This is a genomic window from Gimesia alba (assembly GCF_007744675.1).
Taxonomy (GTDB): domain Bacteria; phylum Planctomycetota; class Planctomycetia; order Planctomycetales; family Planctomycetaceae; genus Gimesia; species Gimesia alba.
Map to the genome: position 1 here is coordinate 3,080,835 of NZ_CP036269.1, position 19,516 is coordinate 3,100,350.

Below are 19,516 nucleotides of genomic sequence, written 5' to 3' on the forward strand. Positions count from 1 at the left end.
TGAACAGGAAATCCGTTTGTCCTTTCTGAATCTCGATCATGTTTTGAAAGGTCCAGAGAGCGTTTCGTGTTTTTTCGTGCCTTTCGTGGTAGCAAAAAACAAATTACCCGCACTTATTTTACGCATCCAGATCAGCCTTCCATTCATAACGGGAATTCACGACAATAAACTACCGTTACACTGTTTTTATATTGATTTATGATTCACCATCTAAATGGGGAAGGAATACCATGACGGCAACAAAGCAACTTAACGAACTCGGCCAGAGCCTCTGGCTTGATAATATCACCCGCGACCTGCTCGAAAACGGCACATTACAGCGTTATATCGATGATCTTTCGGTAACTGGATTGACTTCGAATCCGACGATCTTTCATCAGGCAATCAAAAACAGTCAATCGTATGACAGTGTGATTCAGGAGAAGTTCAAAAACGGTCAGGCCGGCGAGCAACTCTTTTTCGAAGTCGCCCTCGAAGACATTACCCAGGCTGCCGATAAGTTCCGCCCCGTCTGGGATCGAACTGACGGCGTTGACGGCTGGGTTTCGCTGGAAGTCTCTCCGCTGCTGGCTTACGACACCGAAAGCACGCTGGCCGCGGCGAAAGATTTGCATGCCCGCGCGGGCCGTCCTAATGTATTGATCAAAATTCCCGGCACCAAAGAGGGCCTGCCTGCGATTGAAGAAGCGACCTTCGCCGGCATCCCCGTGAATGTCACCCTGCTCTTCTCCAGCGAGCATTACGTCGATGCTGCCGAAGCGTTCCTGCGTGGCGTCGAACGACGCATCGAAGCGGGTCTGAATCCGGCAGTCGGCTCCGTCGCGTCGCTGTTCATCAGCCGCTGGGACCGGGCCGTTGTCGACAACGTTCCCGAAACGTTGCACAATCAACTGGGGGTCGCCATTGGTCAACGGGCTTATAAAGCCTATCTGGATCTGTTGAATTCCCCCCGCTGGCAGCGTGCGTTGAACTTCGGTGCCCGTCCGCAGCGTCTGCTCTGGGCCAGTACGGGAGTGAAAGATCCGAACGCATCCGACACGCTTTATATTACCTCACTCGCCTCCCCCTTCACGGTCAACACCATGCCCGAGAATACCTTGAACGCCTTCGCCGATCATGGCGAAGTCGGCAATGCTCTGCCAGCCTGCGGCGGCGACAGTGAATCCAAGCTCGGTGAATTCGAAACAGCGGGCGTCGACGTACAAGCCCTCGCCGCCAAACTCCAGAAAGACGGTGCCGACTCCTTCGTCCAGTCCTGGAACGAACTGATGGACGTGATCACGACCAAAAGCGAATCCCTGGCGAACGTCGACTGAAGATCATTCTGAGTCGTAGAGATAAAAAATCAGGCATGTCTCACTGTAAGAATCATAGTGAGGCATGCCTGTTTTGTATCGATAGACTACCAGAAACGTTCGTGTCATTTCGTGTTTTTCGTGGTAGTAAAATCCATGCCACGCTGACTGAAAAATCAGTCAGGAGTCGCCAGATAGTCAATCTCCTTCAGAATTTCATTGTATATTGCAGTATTATATTCCGCATTTGTTTTGATTAATTCATTCAGTTCATCGCGTGCTTTTTGTAAAACTTCGATGGGCGCATTTAGATCGAACGTGTCCGCTTTTGAGGGTAAAGCATAAATCCGTTCCACAAGCTCAGTGTCCAGGTCAGTCAGATCGGCAATTGTATAGGCTGCCATTTGTGATATTTTGAATCTCATGGGAATACAATCACTTTAGTAAACAGGTTCGATCCTGATTCGGGGTTGATCTGAATCATAGAAAACGATTTCGTGCTGTTCGTCGTTGTCAAAATCAGAACAGCCCCACGCGTTTGAGAATCTCATAGGGGCTGTAGGGATGGTAGCTCCTTCTCCGCATACTGCTTTTAGACCACGCCCAGCGACAGACGACTTTCCCTGTTTGATCAAAGGCGACCGTCGCAATCACATCATCCCTCTTCCAGGTATGCAGCGTGTATTCCTGTGGAACTCCATACTTCACAATCTGTTCGTTCACCGCTGCAAGCATCATTGTCGGGTTGACGATGACCCCTTTCGAATTTGAAGTGGCGTCAGGGGGAGATCCCATCAGCGTCTCCGTTTCGTCTTGAGAACTTCCCAGAGGAATCCGAGCCACGGTCGACTCGAGCTGAGAAATCTCCCGCTGGGGACTGTGCTTATTGACGATCGCGACTTTCATCAGCAGCAGGTAGCAGGCGACCGAGACGAACACGATCAGATATTTTTTGAGAGATGATTTCATCAGTCTGTCCAGTCTATGGTTTCACCCGAACTGGTTCGTAAATTAAGTGACCCGAGAATGTTTCATCCTTGATTCAGTATACGCTTCTGAAATAGAATTGTGTAATAAAATGTACACAAGATCAATGCGGTCATAAATCCCAAAATAGAAAACGAGCAACAGAATGACACAAATTCCCACAGTTCGACTTGGTTTACGAATTCTCGTTTTATGCACGATGGTGATGCTGTCTTGTCATGGGAGTAACGCCGCAGACAAACCGCAGCCCGATGCACAGCTGCAGAAATTATTAAAGCGATTTCCCGCTGCCGACAAAAACAAAGACGGCATCCTGACCCGCGCGGAAGCAAGAGAATACCGCGACAAGATCAGAGGAGCCCAGGCCAAAGCCGTCAAGCCGACCTACGCGGATGTGAAGTACGGCGATCACCCGCGCAATGTTCTGGATTTCTATCAGGCCAAATCAGACAAACCGACGCCATTGGTCATCTACATTCACGGCGGCGGCTTTGTGGGCGGCAGCAAGCGGATTCACCCCCGACAGCTCCAGCTTTTTCTCGATGCCGGCATGAGCGTCGCCGCGATTCACTATCGCTTTATTGATGGGAAAAACGTTCTGCTTCCTGAACCGCAACGCGACGGCGCGCGGGCCGTGCAGTTTCTCCGCAGCAAAGCCCGGGAATGGAACATCGATCCAAAACGAGTCGCCTGCTACGGTGGTTCGGCCGGTGCCGGGATTTCGATGTGGATCGGGTTCCACGATGACCTGGCTGATCCCAACAGCGACGACCCGGTCAAACGCCAGTCGACCCGCATTCAGGCCATCGGCACCATGGGCGGTCAAAGCACCTACGACCCGATCAAGATCAAAGCACTGGTCGGCGGCCGCGCCTGGGAGCATCCTTCCATCTTCAAAGCCTATGGTGTCACGACCGCAAAAGAGGCATTACACCCCACGCCGGAACAGCAGAAACGGTATGATGAGTCGTCCGCAATCATGCACCTGACCAAAGACGATCCGCCGCTCTACATGATCTACAGCGAAGCCGATGGTCCTCTGCCCGAAAACGCACGTCCCGGCCAGGGCATCCATCACCCCAACTTCGGCCGCGATCTGGTCAAGAATATGAACGCGCTCCAGATCGAAAACGTCTTCATCTACACCCCCAAAGCCAAAGGCCGCGACCCACAACGCGAAATGCTCGAGTTCTTCCAGAAGCAGTTTGCTAAGGTGGATTAAAAATATTTCGTGTCGTTTCGTGTTTTTCGTGGTAGAAAAAACAGAGCTCTCTGCAACTTATGGTGTTCGGGAGCCAGGCCGGTTTCAAATGAAATAGATGAGAAACATAAGGCGTAAATGTTTGAAAACGGAATAGGGGCCAAAGATGTGATATCTTGGTGTTCCACTTTGAGACCTGACCGAGCGACAGACGACCTTCCCGGATTCATCAAAGGCGATCCTGGCGTGCATTCCGTCCTGTTTCCAGATTCGTATTGAATAGTCTTGGGGAGGGCCGTATCTGACCAGCAGTTTGGGAGGCCCTTTCTTAATTTGATGGTTCACAATGACTCCGGTGGTTTGAAATGTGGCAATGTGTCGTGAGCCGATCAATTTCCGGACTTCTCTGCGTGTGGCTCCCAGCGGAATTTGATCGACCTTCGATTCCAGCGGCGTGAGCTGGCGATGGGGGCCAGGCTGAGAGTAGATCGCCAACGTCAGTATCAGCAGGCAACAGACGACTGGGCTGAGCTTCAGCAGATAAAATTTGAAGGGTGAATCCATCAGTCTTCTCTGGCTGACATTGAGGATGAGAATTCAGTAAGACGATTCGAACATTCCTTACGGGGTATTTTGACTGCTCTCGTCTCAACAGGCAACTCCTTTTTACGCGGTGAAGCGCACTCACCCAAACACGTCTTTCATCGCGGTCGACAGATTCGTAAAGGCCTGTTCGCCGTTGCCGGCGAAGCTGGAGCCGTGCATGATGGCCAGCGTTTTGGGTTTCAACGCGGCCAGTTTCTGCAGGATCTTGTCCGTCTGTCTGGTGTAGGGAATATAGTCGGCCAGCGGTCCCGCCTGCATCTGCTGCATCGCCGCCAGCACCTGTTCAGACAAGTCGCTCTCGGTGAGCGGCACGCCGTTGCCCCCCTGGTGGAACAGGTCGGAGCAGAACAGCGTCCCCTGTGTCTCTTCATAGAGCAGCCCGGCGTCCCAGCCGTGAGGGAGTTGCGCGGTCGAGCAGAAGCGGTATTGATATTTGCCCGTATTCAAGAGGTCGCCGTCATTCATCCCCCGCGGCGGCCGGATGGCAAAGTCATTGATATTCACCATCGCCGACACCAGACTGCAAACCGGCTCCGCCTCGGGAGCCGCTTCCAGCCACTGATTCAGCGCCCCGCATTCATCCGACTCAAAATGACTGAAGGCAATATACCGCAGCGTCGCCGGATCGATGACCTCAGCGACCGCCTTAAGCAGCTGTGGAAAACTGGCCTTATACCCGGTCGTAAACAACAGCGGCGCCTCATCCCGCACGAGAAAATAATTAAACTGCAAATCCAAAGCCGCCGCATAACAGCCAATCCGAAACACATCCGGCGCAATTTCGTTGATCGTGGGTGGGGCGAAGTCGAACATGAGGGCCTAGCCTATTTCAGTGATTGAGAAAATGAATGAGTTGAAAAGGAAACGCTGTTATTAGTCTCTGACAGATTACCGAGTCTTAATTCTCCGTCTCAGAGGTTCTTTCTTGTTTACGATTCTCATCCACAACGCGAATCTCATAAATCAATTCTTGCGCTTTGTCATAAAGTGGGGATTGAGAGAGTCGGTCATTTTTGGGATCGTCCTCGGTCGTGTCCAGAACAAGGACTTGATCACAGGTGAAAACATAGAGCTTAGATCTTCCGGGTATGGGTATCGAATAATCGGAAGTACTATCCAACTCCGATTGAAATTGAGGAATCATCTGAAGCAATTCTTGAGAAACTCGGTGTGGTCCCTCCTGTTGTCCGAGACCTAGAATCCCGCCGCCATTGCTAAAGTAGAGACTGACGGTACCATCGCTATGAGCTAGCAGAGATACAACAGCTTCTTGAAGTCCCATTTCCATAAGGATGCATCGGACGGAATGGTCATTCTCTGGTTTCGATGATTCAAGTGCGTCAGATTTGAAATCAAAAACCTGTTCCCGTAATCCTTGATAGACATCCGCCACTCGGTAAGGAGAAGAATCGTGGGGCGAAGGTTTTCCCCATCCCAGAAAGTCAATCATATTTGAAATGAAACTGGTCATGATGGCCATACTGTTATTGTTAAATTATCAATATTATTCTGGAGAAAATAAGATGATGTATTAAAAATTGTTTGTCTGGACAATTGTATTGAGGTGGTGTAGCCTGTCAATTCAAATCGGTGATTCTCCTTACTGCAAGACTTTCTGTTCTCGTATCGGAAAGATGAGTGACGGATGGGGTATCCTGTTTAGTTCTGATATTGTCTGGAAATTGGTCGCATTAAAATGAACAATAACATACCTCTTGAGGAAGCGAGCCGATATTACATTGCAGGTGACGGTGGCCTCTCTTTTATTGTGATTGAGGACGCGACAGTCATTTTATTGCGCATCAATTATGGACGACTGGATGTCGGAAAAAAACTACATTCGGGAGAATCGATTGAAAAGCTGATTAAGTTGATGCAGCCTTTTCAGCATCTGATCGCCCAAATACCGATTCAGGATCTACTGGCGTTATCCTGGAATGACCATACGAGTGATTTCACATTTACGTATACTAAAGATTCCAAAATCAAACGTTTTAAAGTATTTGTCAATTCCGATAAGGCACGAACAACACTGCTTTATATTTTACAGTCACACTTTCCCTTCCCATTTCATTATGAGCAAAAATCAGCCGGCTTGTTCCGCGTTGCCTGGTCTTACCTTGTGGGTACAGTGTTCTCTTTCGCAATGGTGATATTTTTTGGGTTTTACTGGGATGCATCCCTGTTTGAGAAGCAGGGCCTATTTGATTGGATTTGTATGACGTTGGGACAAAAGGGCTGCACCGCTGTCGCAGCAGCCTTTGTCATTGGAACTCTTTACAAGGCTTGTGCATTCACAGCCAGAAAACAATCCAAAATTCACTATTGTCAGATACAAAAACAGCATTCACCTAATCAATAACGCTCCTTTTTGTCATACTTCACTTCCACCTCAATACCAGCGCCATGTTCATCTGCGGGATCTCGTGACGATCTGGTAGGATTTGTTCGTCATTAAAACTGGAATAACCGGGGCTAAGGCCCTGCGGCTGATTTCCTGCGTGTTTGATGAAGCCTGCTTGGCAGTCATGCGCGGGTGAGCCGAGCGGACACATGGGGCCGCCCCGACTTCGGTTTTATCGCATCGAGAATCGGTTCACTTTTGGTTGTGATATTGATTCTCTTCAGCGGCGTGAGAGGGGCAAGGGGAAATGGAAAATTTTGTGGAGCGAAGGAGTGCTCAGATGGTTTGGGAGTGGGACAATGTGTGTTGGGAATGTGGTTGTGCGTGTCGAAGTGTGTCGACCCGCATAAGGTTTTTGACTCAAATTTTGTTGAATCTTGCTGAAACGAGGGACTTTTGTAGTGCTGGTTTTGGCAGTGCTTTCTGTTCTTCACCTGAACCAGTACTGAGCACGCGCGCGACACACATGAGAGGTGATCATGGCGAACCGCGGGTTGGCGTCAAGTCGGATTTTTTCAGTAGGCAGTACTCAACGTGCACTACCCTGACTTAATTTTGAATTCGGTTCCACGCCCGCAGGAGAAACTCGCCGCGGTTTTCTTTGAGTGCCGGCGATTTCTGTATCTCGGCTTGCTGAACTTCGGCCGCGAGTTGGCGCGGATTCAGCGTCCCCTGCTCCAGTTGTTTCAAGCCTGCTTCCCAGGTGGTGCGGACCGATTTGGTCAGCGGTTCATCCAGGCGGGCGTTATAGTCGTTGAAGAAACCTTTGGCAGCGAAATACTGGGCGGCTGGGATTGCCGGGTTCGAGTCATTGACTTTCAGGTCGTTGAAGAAGCTGACCAGTTGGCGTTGTCGGACCAGTGTTTTCAACAGCAGATCGGCATCGAGGTCGGCGGGAGTCGTCGACTGTTGTCTGGCCAACGCAGCGGCGTATCCGGCGGCTTCGCCCGTTTGCAGGAAGACCGGTTCGAGTCGGATCGCGCCCCAGGCGATGTGCGTGGCAGAAAGACAGACGGGAACGAGCAGGTTATCCACGCCTTGCGGCAGCAGCGTCCGGTAGGGAATCTGCGACGGGCGGGATTGTTCGGTCAGAATCAGTTTGCCGTCATACTTGAAGCCGGGCCGGCTGTCGGTCGTGCAGGAATGCGAGTCCATATACCAGTCGGTCACGGCGATGCTGTCGGGGTGAATCGGCGTGCGGCGGTAGTCGCTGGTGAGCATGCCGTCGTTTTCATTGAAGACGTGCCGACCCACAATCCGTCGGGTTTCGCGAACGTACATTTCATAGGGAACGTGACCATAGTCTGCGTATTCATCTTTCGGCAGTCCCCATTTGAGGTACTCCCTGCGTTTGGATTCAGGAATCGATTCATCGTGCTGCAGAAACCACATCAGACCCAGGCCGAAGTCGAGGTGCTGTTGAATGATCTTCTCGCGCGTGGGCCAGTCGGCTTCGGGGTAGGCGTGGTTCTGACCCGGCATGATCGGGCTGTTGACGTGCGATTTGTGATTCGGGCCCCGGCTCGCCGGAATGTAGCGGCGATGAAAGTCGAGATAATCCGCGCGATCGTAGCTGGCCGGTTGCGGAATCGGCAGCCGGTTCGTTGGATCGGAGGTGACACAGAACCGATAGTTATAAGCCTGGACGGCGCCGTCGGCGCTGAAGGGGCTGATCGGATCGACGCTCCCCTGCCTTGCTCCGTAGACGCGAATGTTGAGCCCCTCTTTGATGACGCTTTCGGGACGATGTCCGTCGATGTTGACGAAGACTTTGCCAGCGTGGGGTTCATTAAATTCCTCGCGGGCTTCGCGACCGACGCGATACGGGACATCGGCCAGTGCGAACAGATCGCCTTCATAGGTCGCATCAACAAACGTGGTGCCGTTCACGTGGATGGTTTCGGGCGTGCCATAACGGGTGAGCGTGACACTCTTGATCAACGAATCTTCGCGATTGACGGCACTCGGGTAATGGTGCAGGAGCAGCGTGATATTCTTTTCGCGGGAGACCAGGCGGTTGTATTCTCGCTCGGCGACATGCGGTTCGACCCAGCCGATGGGATATTTTTCGTGGGTATAGCGAATGGTCTGATGGTCGCGCGAGTCACGGCCGAACGTGTTGATGTAATAGTTTTCGATATTTTCCAGGAGCTCGCTGAAGAGGGGCGAACGGGGACCGCCGTAAAGAGCGTCCCACTGCATCAGGCCGTTGGTCATCATGCCGCCGATGTGGCCGTTGTGTTGCACCAACAGAACCGAGCACCCTTCCCGGGCCGCACGGACAGCGGTCGCGATCCCGCCGCCGGTTCCGCCGACCACGACGACGTCAAACGTTTTTCCATTGACCGCATCGGGCTCAGTAGCGCGAGCGAGCTGCACCGGTTCGTCGGAATGCCGCGTCGATTCGCCGGGTGTGCGGGGAACCGTTTTCTCAGCCAGTGGCGAAAAGGCGATCTGGCGTGCCTGTTCGTGGCCCGGCTGACGAAATTTCGGTTTGGCTGCCATTGTGAGTTGAGGAAATCCGGATTTTCGTTTGCCCGCGCGTTCTTCCTGTGCCAGTTTGACCGGCAGCAGTTGCAGACCATCGACGACGACATAGCCGTCGGCTCCCCGGTTCGAAATCGTGACGGACGCCGGCTGGCCGGACTCAAAGTGAAACACGCCCAGCGAGACCGGGATCTGATTCACCAGTGCCGGCTGACGCTGGTTGACGGTCACGGTTTTCTTGCCGTCGGCACTTTGAACGGTAACGGGGACATTGCTGGCGCGATTTGCATGCCAGGTATAAAGCAGACGGACTTCGTAGTCGCCGGACTGCTTGATGATGGGCGTGAAGCGGGCGGTTTTCTTGCCGCGGTCTTTGTTTTTGTCGTGCGAATAACTCTTGCCGATCGGCGAAGGCTGGCCGTTGCTTTCGCTCCAGTCGCCTGTGAATTCGGCGTCTGTATCGTCGAGAACAATTCCCGGCAATTGATCGGCGTTGACAATCGTGCGCGCGGTGGGCTGACCTCGTTCTGCGGGGGACGGCCAGTCGAGCAGTTGACCGTCGGCGAGCAGTTTGGTGCGGAGTCGCTGGTAGTTGACGTCCTGAATTTTGCAGCCGGCGTCAATGGCCTGACTGGCGGCGGTCGCGGCGGATTGGCTGAGAATCATCAGCACCGGTTCCATACGAGTGGAGCCGAACGCAACGTGACTGGCAGAAATCGCGAAGGTGACCAGCAGGTTATCGCACTCGGAGGCTTTAGGAACAATCGCGTCAAAGCCGATTGGATACGGGCCGCGGGTGCCGGTATGACCGAGCAGTTTGCCTTCGCGGACCATCACCCCGTTATGGGCGATGCGGCGGATTTCGTGAATGTCAATGCCGTAAGAGGCGAGGCCCACCGATTTGGTGGCGACCTCTTTGTGCCGACAGTGATGTTCGGTCATCACGAGGTCGGAGATCATCCGCCGCGATTCGCGAATATAAAGCTGGTGCGGCCAGCCGCCGTTATCGGTGAATTCGTCTTTGCAGAGGCCGTATTTGCTGACTTGGTCGCGAACTTTGTTCGGAACGCGTGCATCGGTCTTGAGGAAATGAAACAGGCCGCGGGCATAGTTTTCGTGTTCTTTGACAATCTTCTGTCGCTCGGCGTGGCTGGCTTCGCTGTAGCCTTTGTTGCCGCCGACAAAGTTGAGTCCGAAGTAGGCGGTGTTGAAATCGAATTTGCCGTTGGGGAGGGCATCGTGCTTGGTGAACCAGCGGAGGTCCATGTCGTCTCCCGCTTTCTGGCAGGCGGCGATGTAGCGGGCGACGATTTCATAACGGGCCGGGTCGTAGTTGGCGGGCGGTGCGATGGGTATCCGGTTTTCAGGTTGATCGGTCACACACAAGCGGAAACAATAGGCCTGCACGCCGGGAGCGGCTGCGCCGATGGTGCCCAACTCCCCTGCTTCGATCAGCGGGAGCAGACCGCTTTCGGGTTTGCCGGGAATGCGATAGGGGTCGAGGGGAATGGCGCGGTCCCACAAGCCGCGACGGTCTTTGCGGCGGCCGATTTTGTTGACCTTTCCGAACTTCACTTTCGGGATTTCATAGAGCTGAATGCCGTTGAGCGTTTCGTTGTATTGGGAATTGGCCTCGCGGGTCAGCGAATAGGAGACGCCGGCGGCGGCCAGCAGATCGCCTTCGTAGGTGGTGTCGATAAACATATCGGCGGCGATGCGGGTTCCCTTGTCGGTGATCAGTTCGACGATGGTGGGGCCCTGTTTGACCACCTTCTGCAGCGGTTCTCCCTTGATCACGGTGACGCCCGCTTCTTTGATCATTTCTTCGAAGACCTGTTCGGCGACGTGCGGTTCGAGTTGTGTCTCCAGCGGCTTGTTGTATTTTTTGCCGATTCGTTGATAGAACTCCCGAGCCATGCCGGCGACGGTAGCCGCTTTGCCCATATCGGAATAGCTGAGACCGCCCGAACTCATGCCGCCCAGATGTTGGCCGGGTTCGATGAGAATGGCTTTTTTTCCAAGCCGGGCCGCTTTGACTGCGGCGACGACTCCGCCCGAGGTGCCTCCATAGATGCAGATGTCAGCACGGTGGTCTGGTTCGGCTGCCGTCAGAGGTTGCGAGATCAACAGCAGAACATAAACAAGGGCGAGAATGAGGGTGCGAGGCATGGCTGGTATTTTCTCTGGCTGGGAAATCTTTGGGTTGGGTTACTTCAGATTCGTTCGGTGGATCAATCAGTCCTGTATAATCCATTTCAATGGAAATCGGGCGACTGTCAAGGCCGTTGTGTCGTAGCCGTTGTTTTTCAAGCCGCCATCTTCGTAGAAACAGAAGATGGAGCCGTCGGGCAGCGATGCGAGATCGCTGTAGCCGCTGATGCCCGGTTCGAGAACTTGTTTACTGATCCAGGTCTGACAGTCATCGAAGCTGACCTGCAGCGTCAGGTTTTTGCGGTCGCGGTTTGGGCCGCGGCGTTTGCTGGAACCTTCCAGGTTATCCGGGTTGGCGAAGACGATGGCGTTTTTCGGCTGCGAATTGCTGGCGGGGACACGGAGAATGCTGGCCATGCAGACCGGTTCTTTCAGTTGATCGTCGAAATGTTTGTCGGTCCAGCCGGTCGCGCCGTTCTTGCTGACGGCGATCAGGCGGCGGTGGGGCTTGGATTCCGTGCGGATATTCACGAGGACTTTGTTATTGAAGAGTTGGACGGCGACGGTTTCGCTGGGATTGACGATGGTTTCGCCAGCGACTTCGTCTCCCTGTTTGACGATGATGTCGCCGCGTTGCCAGGTTTTACCGTGATCGTCACTGAAGATGGTTGCGACGCAGGAGGGGCGATGTTTCTTGCCGCCAGTGGAGAGCCAGACGGGGACGAGCAGTCTGCCGTTCTGCAATTGAATGCCGTGTCCGGGGCCGGTGGCGATGACGTTCCAGTCGTATTCTTTGCGGAACTGCTCGAAGACGCTGGTGATTTCAACGCGGGGGCCGAAGGTTTTGCCGTCGTCGTTGCTGCTGGTGTAAAAGCAACGGCCGTAGTTTTCACAGTACAAGAGATGCACCTGCCCTGTCTGTTCGTCGGAGAAGGCGACGACGTTATTGACGGTTTCTTCTTTGGCGTCATGAATCATTTGCACGGGGAGCCAGGTCTTGCCGCCATCGGTGCTGCGGCGCATCAGAATATCGATGTTTGCCCAGTCGCCGGATGTGATCCGGGCTTCACAGTACGCGAGCAGTGTACCCTGTTTCGAAGCGATGATGCCGGGGATGCGGTAGTGATGGTATTTGCCGTCCCGCGCGGAAAAGAGCGTGGTTTTCTGGAGGTCGGCGGCCTGAGTGACGTCGACCGAACTCAGGAGCGAGAGGAAAAACAGAGAGAGTATTTTCGCCGCGCGCAGGGGAATTCGTCTCATGTTTCGTACTTTCTGATGAGAGGTTTAATAATATTATTGTTGCGATATTATTATCTATGTTGTAATATTATAAAAGTCAGCGGCAGAATGAAAGCAAAAAACGCATTTTTTCCACAGAACGATCTTCGTCTATGAAACCAGCCATCATTGATCTGGCCGACCGGATTCAGTCGGACATTCAGACTCGCAAATTAAAACCGGGCGATCCGTATTTCACAACGAGTGAGACCGCGCGTTCGTTTCAAGTGAGCGGCACGACGGCGAATCGGGCGTTGCAGTTACTCACACAGCGGCGGGTGCTGGTGCGGAAACAACGCGCGGGCACATTTATCGCCGAGCCGGAATCGAGCGGATCAACGTCGACGTTACAGCGCGTGCATCTGGTGGTGCATCAGAAATTTCTAGAGCGGGAAGGTTTGCTGGCGGATGGGATTCTGATTGGCCTGCAGAGGGAGTTGCCGGAAGCCGAGTTGCAATTCAATTTCCTGCCGCACCGGGAGGAAGAAGTGTATGTCGAAGAGATCGTCAATCGAGCATTGAAATCGAGCGAGACGGAAGGTTTTGTTCTGCAACGTGCTCAAGTGGGAGTGCAACGGATACTGGAAGAGAGCGGATTGCCGACGGTGGTAAATGGGGTGCTACAGCCATCGATTACCGGGTTGGCGCAGATTGACCGCGATCAACGGCAGATCGGCAGCCTGTTGTTTCAGGAATTACGTCGACAGAAATGCCAGCGGGTGCTGGTTGTGTTGCGGGATCAGGTGACGTCGGGGGATCATGTCATGTTAGATGCGGTGCAACGAGAGATGAGTCAGGCGGGCTTTGGTCTGGATCAATTGATGGTGCGGTGTCTGCCTGCCGATGACCGGGCGATTCAGGTTTCGGCGCTGGATGTTTTAGAAAGTTCAACAGGGAAACTGGGGATACTCTGTCGCTCCGAACCGGCAGCGCGGGCGATTGCCGCGAAGCTTGAGGAAATCACGTTACCGAAATCAAAACGCCCTGCTCTGGTTGTGGCGGATCGATTCGCCCGTGATGCGACCCCCTGCTCGTTTCCGCATATACGAGCGATGATATCACCTGTGGAATACGGACAGAAAATTGGCTCGATGCTGATTCGCCAGGTGAAAGGAGAATCAGCGGCGAGCCTGTATGAACGCGTGGAAGTCAAACTCGTCATACCGTAATCAGCTCATGCGGATGCATAGCAGATAGTGTTCTCAGTTCGCACGGGCCTTAGCTAAGACGCCCAACCGGGGCTAACGCCCTGCGGCTAATGGCTTTTTATGCGGTCATTGATCAGGAAATAAATGTAAGATCAAACCATCGACGACGGTTTGATCTTACATAGCTCACTCTATTAGCCACATTATTCGGTTTAGAGATTGAAATAAACGCGTTCTATCGGGCACAGCCGGTGACGTCGATGATTTGCTCTTCCCCTTGAATTGAGATCGTTTGAATCGCTCCGCCATCGAGATTGAGGCTGTTCAAGTTGACCATGCGGATGGTGCTGTCGTCATAAGTGCGGAAGTAATAAAGTCGATTCTTGAGATCAGAGACGCTGGTCCACTCGGTGTAGTCGGCGGTCGTTTTGCCGTTTTCATCTCCGCGGGCGGCTCCCTTTGGAATATCGAACTGATTGAGAACATGGAAGACTTGCAGGACACCTTCCCGGGCTGTATCAACGGGAAATACGCTTGCTGAAAAAGCAACCGCACGGACGAATCGCGATGGAGGCGTGAAGTCGCCGGGGAGACCCAGCATGCCGCTTCCCTGCCCGAGTCCTTTAATCGTCTGTCCCTGGACTTTGATTTCGGCAACATTGTTGGTGAGCAGGTTCACGTAGTTGCCGAGGTTGGTCATGTGCCAGTCAAAGGTCGGTGAATTCGTGAATACGCCGAGCGGGTTCTGGTGAATATTCAATTTGCCATCGACGTATTCGAGTACAATCGATTTTCCACTTTCATCACTGGCGATGTAGTGAAACGGGGGCACACCACCCATCTGTTCCATGACGACATTGCCGACTTTGATCTGCTGAATTCGTTTGGTGACTTCATCAACGGTCGCGCAGGTGCCGAGCAGATACAGGGGGACTTCCATCGGGCTGATGGTTTTGCTGACTTCCTGATCGCTGACAGGCTGGTATTTGGCGTAGTCGGGAAAGTAAAAAATGCCGACGTGTAATCCGCGTTCATTGATGCCGTCTGCGACGATGGGCAGATTGAAGGCGTTCATGCCGACCATGGCGTATTGCGAGGTCCATTGCAGTCCCTGTTTCTGACCGGGGGCAATGCCGCTATTGGTTCTGTTGCGGGGAATGATGATGACATTCGAGTGCAGGTTCTCGGCGAATTCGAGCGTGCGTCCGAAAACGACGGAGCCGTCTTTTGGTTTAACGGTGATTCCTGTGCAGGCGGATGTACTGGATGGGGTGAATACAGAAACCGAGATGAGTGCCATGAGGGCAAAGGAATGGATGAGGTGTTTCACGGTAAGTCTCCAATCGCATCAGGGGCACGTTAGCAGGAAGCGCGCATTATTCAGTAGAGAAACCGTCTGTGAGATAAAATGTGGTTTATGGTTTTAATATACAGAAATCGGTCTCTGGTCTTCTCTCATTCGGCGCTCGTGTGAAAAATAATGACTGCGCGTGAGGACGTTTTTGGGAAAGTTCTGAAATGCAAAACAGAATAGCGAGAAATCGGATTAGAATGGCTGTCGGTTTTGAAACAGAGACAGGGGATCTGCAATCGTCTGCTTCACCAGGTAGCGTTTCTTATTTCAAACGGTGGCTACCCAAGACGTCCAACCGGGGCTAACGCCCTGCGGCTAGTGTCTTTTTTGCGGTCATAGTCCAAGAAACAAAGGCAATATCACACCATCGGCTACGGTTTGGTCTTACATAGCTCACTCTGTCGACCGCAAAATTACGCTCAAAACTATTAAATAAACACTACCAAGCCTGTTAAGGTTTTCCGTCGCGGAGCATTTCTCGTGCGGCGTTGCGACCGCAGGCTCCCATGACGCCACCCCCTGGATGCGCGGCACTCCCACAGAGATAAAGTCCTTTGATGGGCGTGCGGTAATCGCTCCAGCCGGGAACGGGACGCAGGTTGTACAACTGATGGGCGGGCATCGCGCCTTGGAATATATTGCCGCCGGTCAGGCTGAAAGTTCGTTCCAGATCAAGGGGCGAAAGGACCTGCCGATGCAGAACGGATGTGGGAACATTGGGTGCCAGTTCGGCGATCCGATTGATACAGCGGTCGGCGAAGTCTTCTTTGATTTCATCCCAGTTGCCTTCTGCTAACTGGTACGGCGCGTATTGTACGAACAGAGAGAGAATGTGTTGTCCGGGGGGCGCCAGTGTTTTGTCGACGGCGGTGGGAATGGTCATTTCGATGATCGGTTTTTGAGACGGCTGGCCGTACTTGGCATCGTCGTAGGCGCGTTCGATTTCTTCGCAGGTCGCGCCGATGTGGATGGTGCCTCGATGCTGTGGGCCTGGTTCAGAATTTCCGGGTAGACAGGTGAAGTCGGGGAGTTCGCTCACAGCAACGTTGATCTTCATACTGGCGCTGCTATAGTCAATCCGACTGACGGCATTTTGAAATGTTTCCGGCAGGGTTCCCGTGGGGATCAGTTTTTCAAATGTCACATGGGCGTCAGCGTTGGAAGCGACGGCGCGGGTCGAAATGGTTTCGCCGGTAGAAAGCCGGACACCCGTTGTTTTCTGATTTTGAATCAGGATTTCTTCGACGGAGACGCCGGTGCGAATCTCGACACCGGATGCTTGAGCGGACTTTGCCATTGCCTGGCTCAAGGCGCCCATACCTCCTTCGACGTAGCCCCAGACGCCACGTGCTCCCCCCGCCGAGCCCATCACATGATGCAGGAGTACATACGCGGTCCCCGGCGCAGACGGCGGCTGAAAGGTGCCGATGATGGCGTCGGTTGCCAAGGTGGCTTTCAAAATATCCGATTCAAACCAGCGATTGAGAATCGGCAGTGCCGGTCCAGTCAATAGTTCGATGGCTTCGGGAATCGTCTCGCCCAGTGATTTTAATGATTGATGCAGGTGGTATGCGGTTTTGGTATCGCGGATTTTTTTGCCAAGTCCAATCGATCGCCAAGTAGAAGGAAGAGGAAGCAGATCAGGGGGCGTTTGCATGAGCGCCGGTTCGAGGCATTCGGCGATTTTTTCCAGCATCGCTTCATAGCGAGGATACTGTTCGGCGTCGTGCTGGCTGAACTGGGCGATCTGTTCCTGGTTCTGTTTGAGGTCCGGTCCCAGGAGTAAGGATTTTCCATCAGGGAGCGGGGTGAATGAACTCGGATTGCGAGGTAACACACGATAGCCATATTTGGCCAGTTGCATTTCCTGTTCGATTTCCGGGAGCAACAGACTCACCAGATACGAGGCGGTGGAGACTTTGAAGCCAGGCCAGAGTGGTTCGGTCACGCAGGCGCCGCCGACGAGATCACGGCGTTCCAGAACGAGGATCTTCCATCCTTGTCGTGCGAGTTGATGGGCACAGACGAGGCCGTTATGCCCTGCTCCGATTATCACACAGTCGTACATCGTTGTTGTTTCCGGTTAGGAAGTGAATCAGTTTCCTGAGCAGGTTGTATTATGAGAAAAATCGGGTGGTGTGCCAGTGTGAGTGGAGAGTCATCTTTGTGCTAAGTCGTAGAAAATCTGATTTAGTTGATTAAGGTTGTGTGTACAGCCCGTTTGAGGCCCGTTATGATTTTTACTGGTATTCAATCATGAATCACATGCAGGGAATTCGTTCAGAAAAATTAAGGTTGGGAATGGTTCGTTTTCGGTTTGCTTTCATTTTGATTCTAGGGCTGTTGTTTATTGTGGGCTGTGGTCGATCTACGTCTCCTCCCAAGGCATCGGAGCCTATGAATCCTGAAGAAGCAGCACTGGACATCGTGACGGCCATCTATACGATTAGTGCACGCGTCAACGAGGCGGGCCCCCAGAACTGGGAATCACTGGAAGCCTATGCGAAAACCTTACAAAGTCCCGCTCAGAAAGATGCTCTGGATGCGATTCAGAAAATCAAATCCCTGGACTATCAGGTGACCTGGGGGATAAATATGAAGACCATTAAGGACCAAGGTGCGAATGCGAGTGAGTTTGTCATTCTCGAATCTCCGGATGGCCAGCTGAAATCGACCTTTGGTGGAGTGATTATCAAAGCAGACCCAGCCGTTAATTCGGAAGAAGTTAAACCGGAAGAACCTGTGTTTGAGCCGAATCGCAAAAAAACGAAAGAGACAGAAACTACTACTGAATAACGAAGACATCAAAGGGAATTCCTATTCCCGCTGATGAAATATTACTTGATCATAAACAGAATCATTATTCCAAACAACGGGTGAACTCATGCGACTGATTTCTCTGATATGCTTACTGTTCCTGGCGGTCCCGACTCCGGTCTCTGCCGCTGATTTGAAACTGGAAAAGATCAAAGGGGCGAAACCCAGGAATGTGGTTTTCATTCTCGCTGATGACCATCGTTATGACGTGATGAGTTTTGTGGGGCACCCCTGGGTGGAAACACCGGCGATGGACGGTCTGGCAAAGGACGGCGTGTATTTTAAAAATGCGATGGTCACGACATCGCTCTGTTCGCCGAGCCGGGCTTCGATTCTGACCGGCCAATATATGCATAACCACGGTGTGGTCGATAATAACGTGTCTGCGAAACCGGGCACGATCTTCTTCCCGCAGTACCTGCAGGCGGCCGGTTATCAGACTGGTTTCTTCGGGAAATGGCATATGGGTGGTCACTCGGATGATCCGCGACCCGGCTTTGATAAGTGGGTCTCGTTTCGCGGACAGGGACATTACTATCCGCCGAAACATTTGAAGAAATGGTCACTGAATGTTGACGGCAAATCGGTGCCTCAAAAAGGCTATATCACCGATGAGCTGACCGATTACGCCATCAACTGGTTGAACGAGAGTGTGAAACCGAAAGACAAGCCGTTCTTCATGTATCTGTCGCACAAAGGGGTGCATGGCATGTTTCATCCGGCCGAGCGACATGCGGGCCGTTACAAAGACAAAGCGATGCCGATCCCGAAAACGATGGCGAATACCTCGGACAATTACTTCAACAAGCCGATGTGGCTGAAAAACCAGAGGAACAGCTGGCACGGCGTTGATTTCGCCTATCATCAGGATACGAATATTGAAGAACATTACCGCCTGTATTGTGAAGCACTGCTCAGTGTAGACGAATCGATTGCCCGCGTGCGGAAGTGGCTCGATGAGAATGGCTATGGCGAGAATACCATGATTCTTTACATGGGAGATAACGGCTTTCAGTGGGGCGAGCATGGCCTGATTGACAAGCGGACCGCCTATGAAGCATCGATCCGTGTGCCTCTGGTGGGGGTCTGCCCCGGTCTCTGGAAACCGGGAACTGTGTTGAATGAAGTGGTCGCGAATATTGACATTGCACCGACCATTCTGGCCGCAGCAGGATTACAAACTCCATCACAAATGGACGGTCAAAGCTTTTTGCAACTGGCCGCTGGAAACATGCCAGCTTCCCAATGGCGGCAGAACAGCCTTTATGAATACTACTGGGAGTATAACTTCCCACAGACGCCGACCACGTTCGCGTTGCGCACGCCGCGGTATAAGTTTATCCAATATCACGGCATCTGGGATCTTGACGAACTGTATGACATGCAAGAGGACCCACACGAAGAGCACAATCTGATCTTCGAGAAAGAACATCAGAAACGGATCCAAAAGATGCGGGCCGACCTGCATGCGATTCTGGAAAAGTCGGATGCCAACCGGGTTCCCTTCAGCCACAAACGGCGGATGGGAGCGAACCTGCGGCTGAAAAACGGGTCGGAACCGGCACAGTTTCCGCATCAGCTAATGCGGGATAAAAATGCGAAAGAGTAACCGTATCAGTATGAGATGAGTCATTCGAAGACGAGCTCTCGCGCTCCTTTTGTATCAACGAAGAATTACTGTTCACTCCGTGTTGAATTCTGTTGAAATATGAAAAAGGTTGACGGCTTATATACAACTGGTAACATGTAATTCTCGCTATGTTCTGTAAGAGAGTCCAGAGTCAGTGG

15 protein-coding genes are annotated in these 19,516 nt (G+C 52.6%); 6 read left to right on the forward strand and 9 right to left on the reverse strand.

The genetic code is table 11. From position 1 onward, the window contains the following. Positions 1–230 precede the first annotated feature (230 nt). Positions 231–1,316 (forward strand): transaldolase, encoded by a 1,086-nt coding sequence (gene tal, locus Pan241w_RS11530; protein WP_145215387.1) that lies wholly within the window; start codon positions 231–233, stop codon positions 1,314–1,316. A 155-nt stretch (positions 1,317–1,471) separates the two neighbouring features. Here tal and Pan241w_RS11535 read toward each other — a convergent pair whose 3' ends face one another. Further along, positions 1,472–1,699: a hypothetical protein gene (locus Pan241w_RS11535; protein ID WP_232107423.1), complete on the reverse strand. Its 228-nt coding sequence runs from the start codon at positions 1,697–1,699 to the stop codon at positions 1,472–1,474. Between the two features lie 115 nt (positions 1,700–1,814). Next, a complete protein-coding gene (locus Pan241w_RS11540) occupies positions 1,815–2,264 on the reverse strand; it encodes a hypothetical protein (protein WP_145215393.1) in 450 nt (149 codons plus the stop codon). Positions 2,265–2,427: 163 nt separating this feature from the next. On the opposite strand from Pan241w_RS11540, the gene Pan241w_RS11545 reads away from it, so the two are divergent. Continuing rightward, positions 2,428–3,504 (forward strand): alpha/beta hydrolase, encoded by a 1,077-nt coding sequence (locus Pan241w_RS11545; protein ID WP_145215396.1) that lies wholly within the window; start codon positions 2,428–2,430, stop codon positions 3,502–3,504. A gap of 84 nt (positions 3,505–3,588) precedes the next feature. On the opposite strand, the gene Pan241w_RS11550 is transcribed toward Pan241w_RS11545, so the two are convergent. The 3 genes from Pan241w_RS11550 to Pan241w_RS11560 all read right to left on the reverse strand — a co-directional run bounded on the left by Pan241w_RS11550 (position 3,589) and on the right by Pan241w_RS11560 (position 5,569). Then, positions 3,589–4,047, reverse strand: a complete 459-nt coding sequence (locus Pan241w_RS11550) for a hypothetical protein (RefSeq protein ID WP_145215399.1) — start codon at positions 4,045–4,047, stop codon at positions 3,589–3,591. A gap of 120 nt (positions 4,048–4,167) precedes the next feature. After that, positions 4,168–4,902, reverse strand: a complete 735-nt coding sequence (locus Pan241w_RS11555) for an oxygen-binding di-iron domain-containing protein (RefSeq protein ID WP_145215402.1) — start codon at positions 4,900–4,902, stop codon at positions 4,168–4,170. Between the two features lie 85 nt (positions 4,903–4,987). After that, positions 4,988–5,569 (reverse strand): hypothetical protein, encoded by a 582-nt coding sequence (locus Pan241w_RS11560; protein WP_145215405.1) that lies wholly within the window; start codon positions 5,567–5,569, stop codon positions 4,988–4,990. Between the two features lie 216 nt (positions 5,570–5,785). On the opposite strand from Pan241w_RS11560, the gene Pan241w_RS11565 reads away from it, so the two are divergent. Beyond that, a complete protein-coding gene (locus tag Pan241w_RS11565) occupies positions 5,786–6,451 on the forward strand; it encodes a hypothetical protein (RefSeq protein ID WP_145215408.1) in 666 nt (221 codons plus the stop codon). A gap of 591 nt (positions 6,452–7,042) precedes the next feature. Here Pan241w_RS11565 and Pan241w_RS11570 read toward each other — a convergent pair. Both Pan241w_RS11570 and Pan241w_RS11575 read right to left on the reverse strand, forming a co-directional pair. Beyond that, positions 7,043–11,149, reverse strand: a complete 4,107-nt coding sequence (locus Pan241w_RS11570) for an FAD-dependent oxidoreductase (protein ID WP_145215410.1) — start codon at positions 11,147–11,149, stop codon at positions 7,043–7,045. A gap of 66 nt (positions 11,150–11,215) precedes the next feature. Further along, a complete protein-coding gene (locus Pan241w_RS11575; protein WP_145215413.1) occupies positions 11,216–12,391 on the reverse strand; it encodes a sialidase family protein in 1,176 nt (391 codons plus the stop codon). Between the two features lie 131 nt (positions 12,392–12,522). Between Pan241w_RS11575 and Pan241w_RS11580 the strand changes: the two genes are divergently transcribed. Further along, complete coding sequence (locus Pan241w_RS11580; RefSeq protein ID WP_145215415.1) at positions 12,523–13,578, forward strand: GntR family transcriptional regulator; 1,056 nt, start codon at positions 12,523–12,525, stop codon at positions 13,576–13,578. Between the two features lie 214 nt (positions 13,579–13,792). Here Pan241w_RS11580 and Pan241w_RS11585 read toward each other — a convergent pair whose 3' ends face one another. Together Pan241w_RS11585 and Pan241w_RS11590 are read right to left on the reverse strand one after the other, a co-directional pair. After that, complete coding sequence (locus Pan241w_RS11585; protein ID WP_145215418.1) at positions 13,793–14,887, reverse strand: linear amide C-N hydrolase; 1,095 nt, start codon at positions 14,885–14,887, stop codon at positions 13,793–13,795. A gap of 475 nt (positions 14,888–15,362) precedes the next feature. After that, positions 15,363–16,979, reverse strand: coding sequence for a phytoene desaturase family protein (locus tag Pan241w_RS11590; RefSeq protein ID WP_145215421.1), 1,617 nt, complete (start codon positions 16,977–16,979; stop codon positions 15,363–15,365). 188 nt (positions 16,980–17,167) lie between these two features. Here Pan241w_RS11590 and Pan241w_RS11595 point away from each other — a divergent pair, with 188 nt between their 5' ends. After that, positions 17,168–17,707, forward strand: coding sequence for a hypothetical protein (locus tag Pan241w_RS11595; RefSeq protein ID WP_145215424.1), 540 nt, complete (start codon positions 17,168–17,170; stop codon positions 17,705–17,707). Positions 17,708–17,795: 88 nt separating this feature from the next. Continuing rightward, positions 17,796–19,337 carry a sulfatase family protein gene (locus tag Pan241w_RS11600; protein WP_145215427.1) on the forward strand — a complete coding sequence of 514 codons (1,542 nt, stop codon included), beginning with the start codon at positions 17,796–17,798 and terminating at the stop codon, positions 19,335–19,337. The last annotated feature ends 179 nt before the right edge of the window (positions 19,338–19,516 follow it).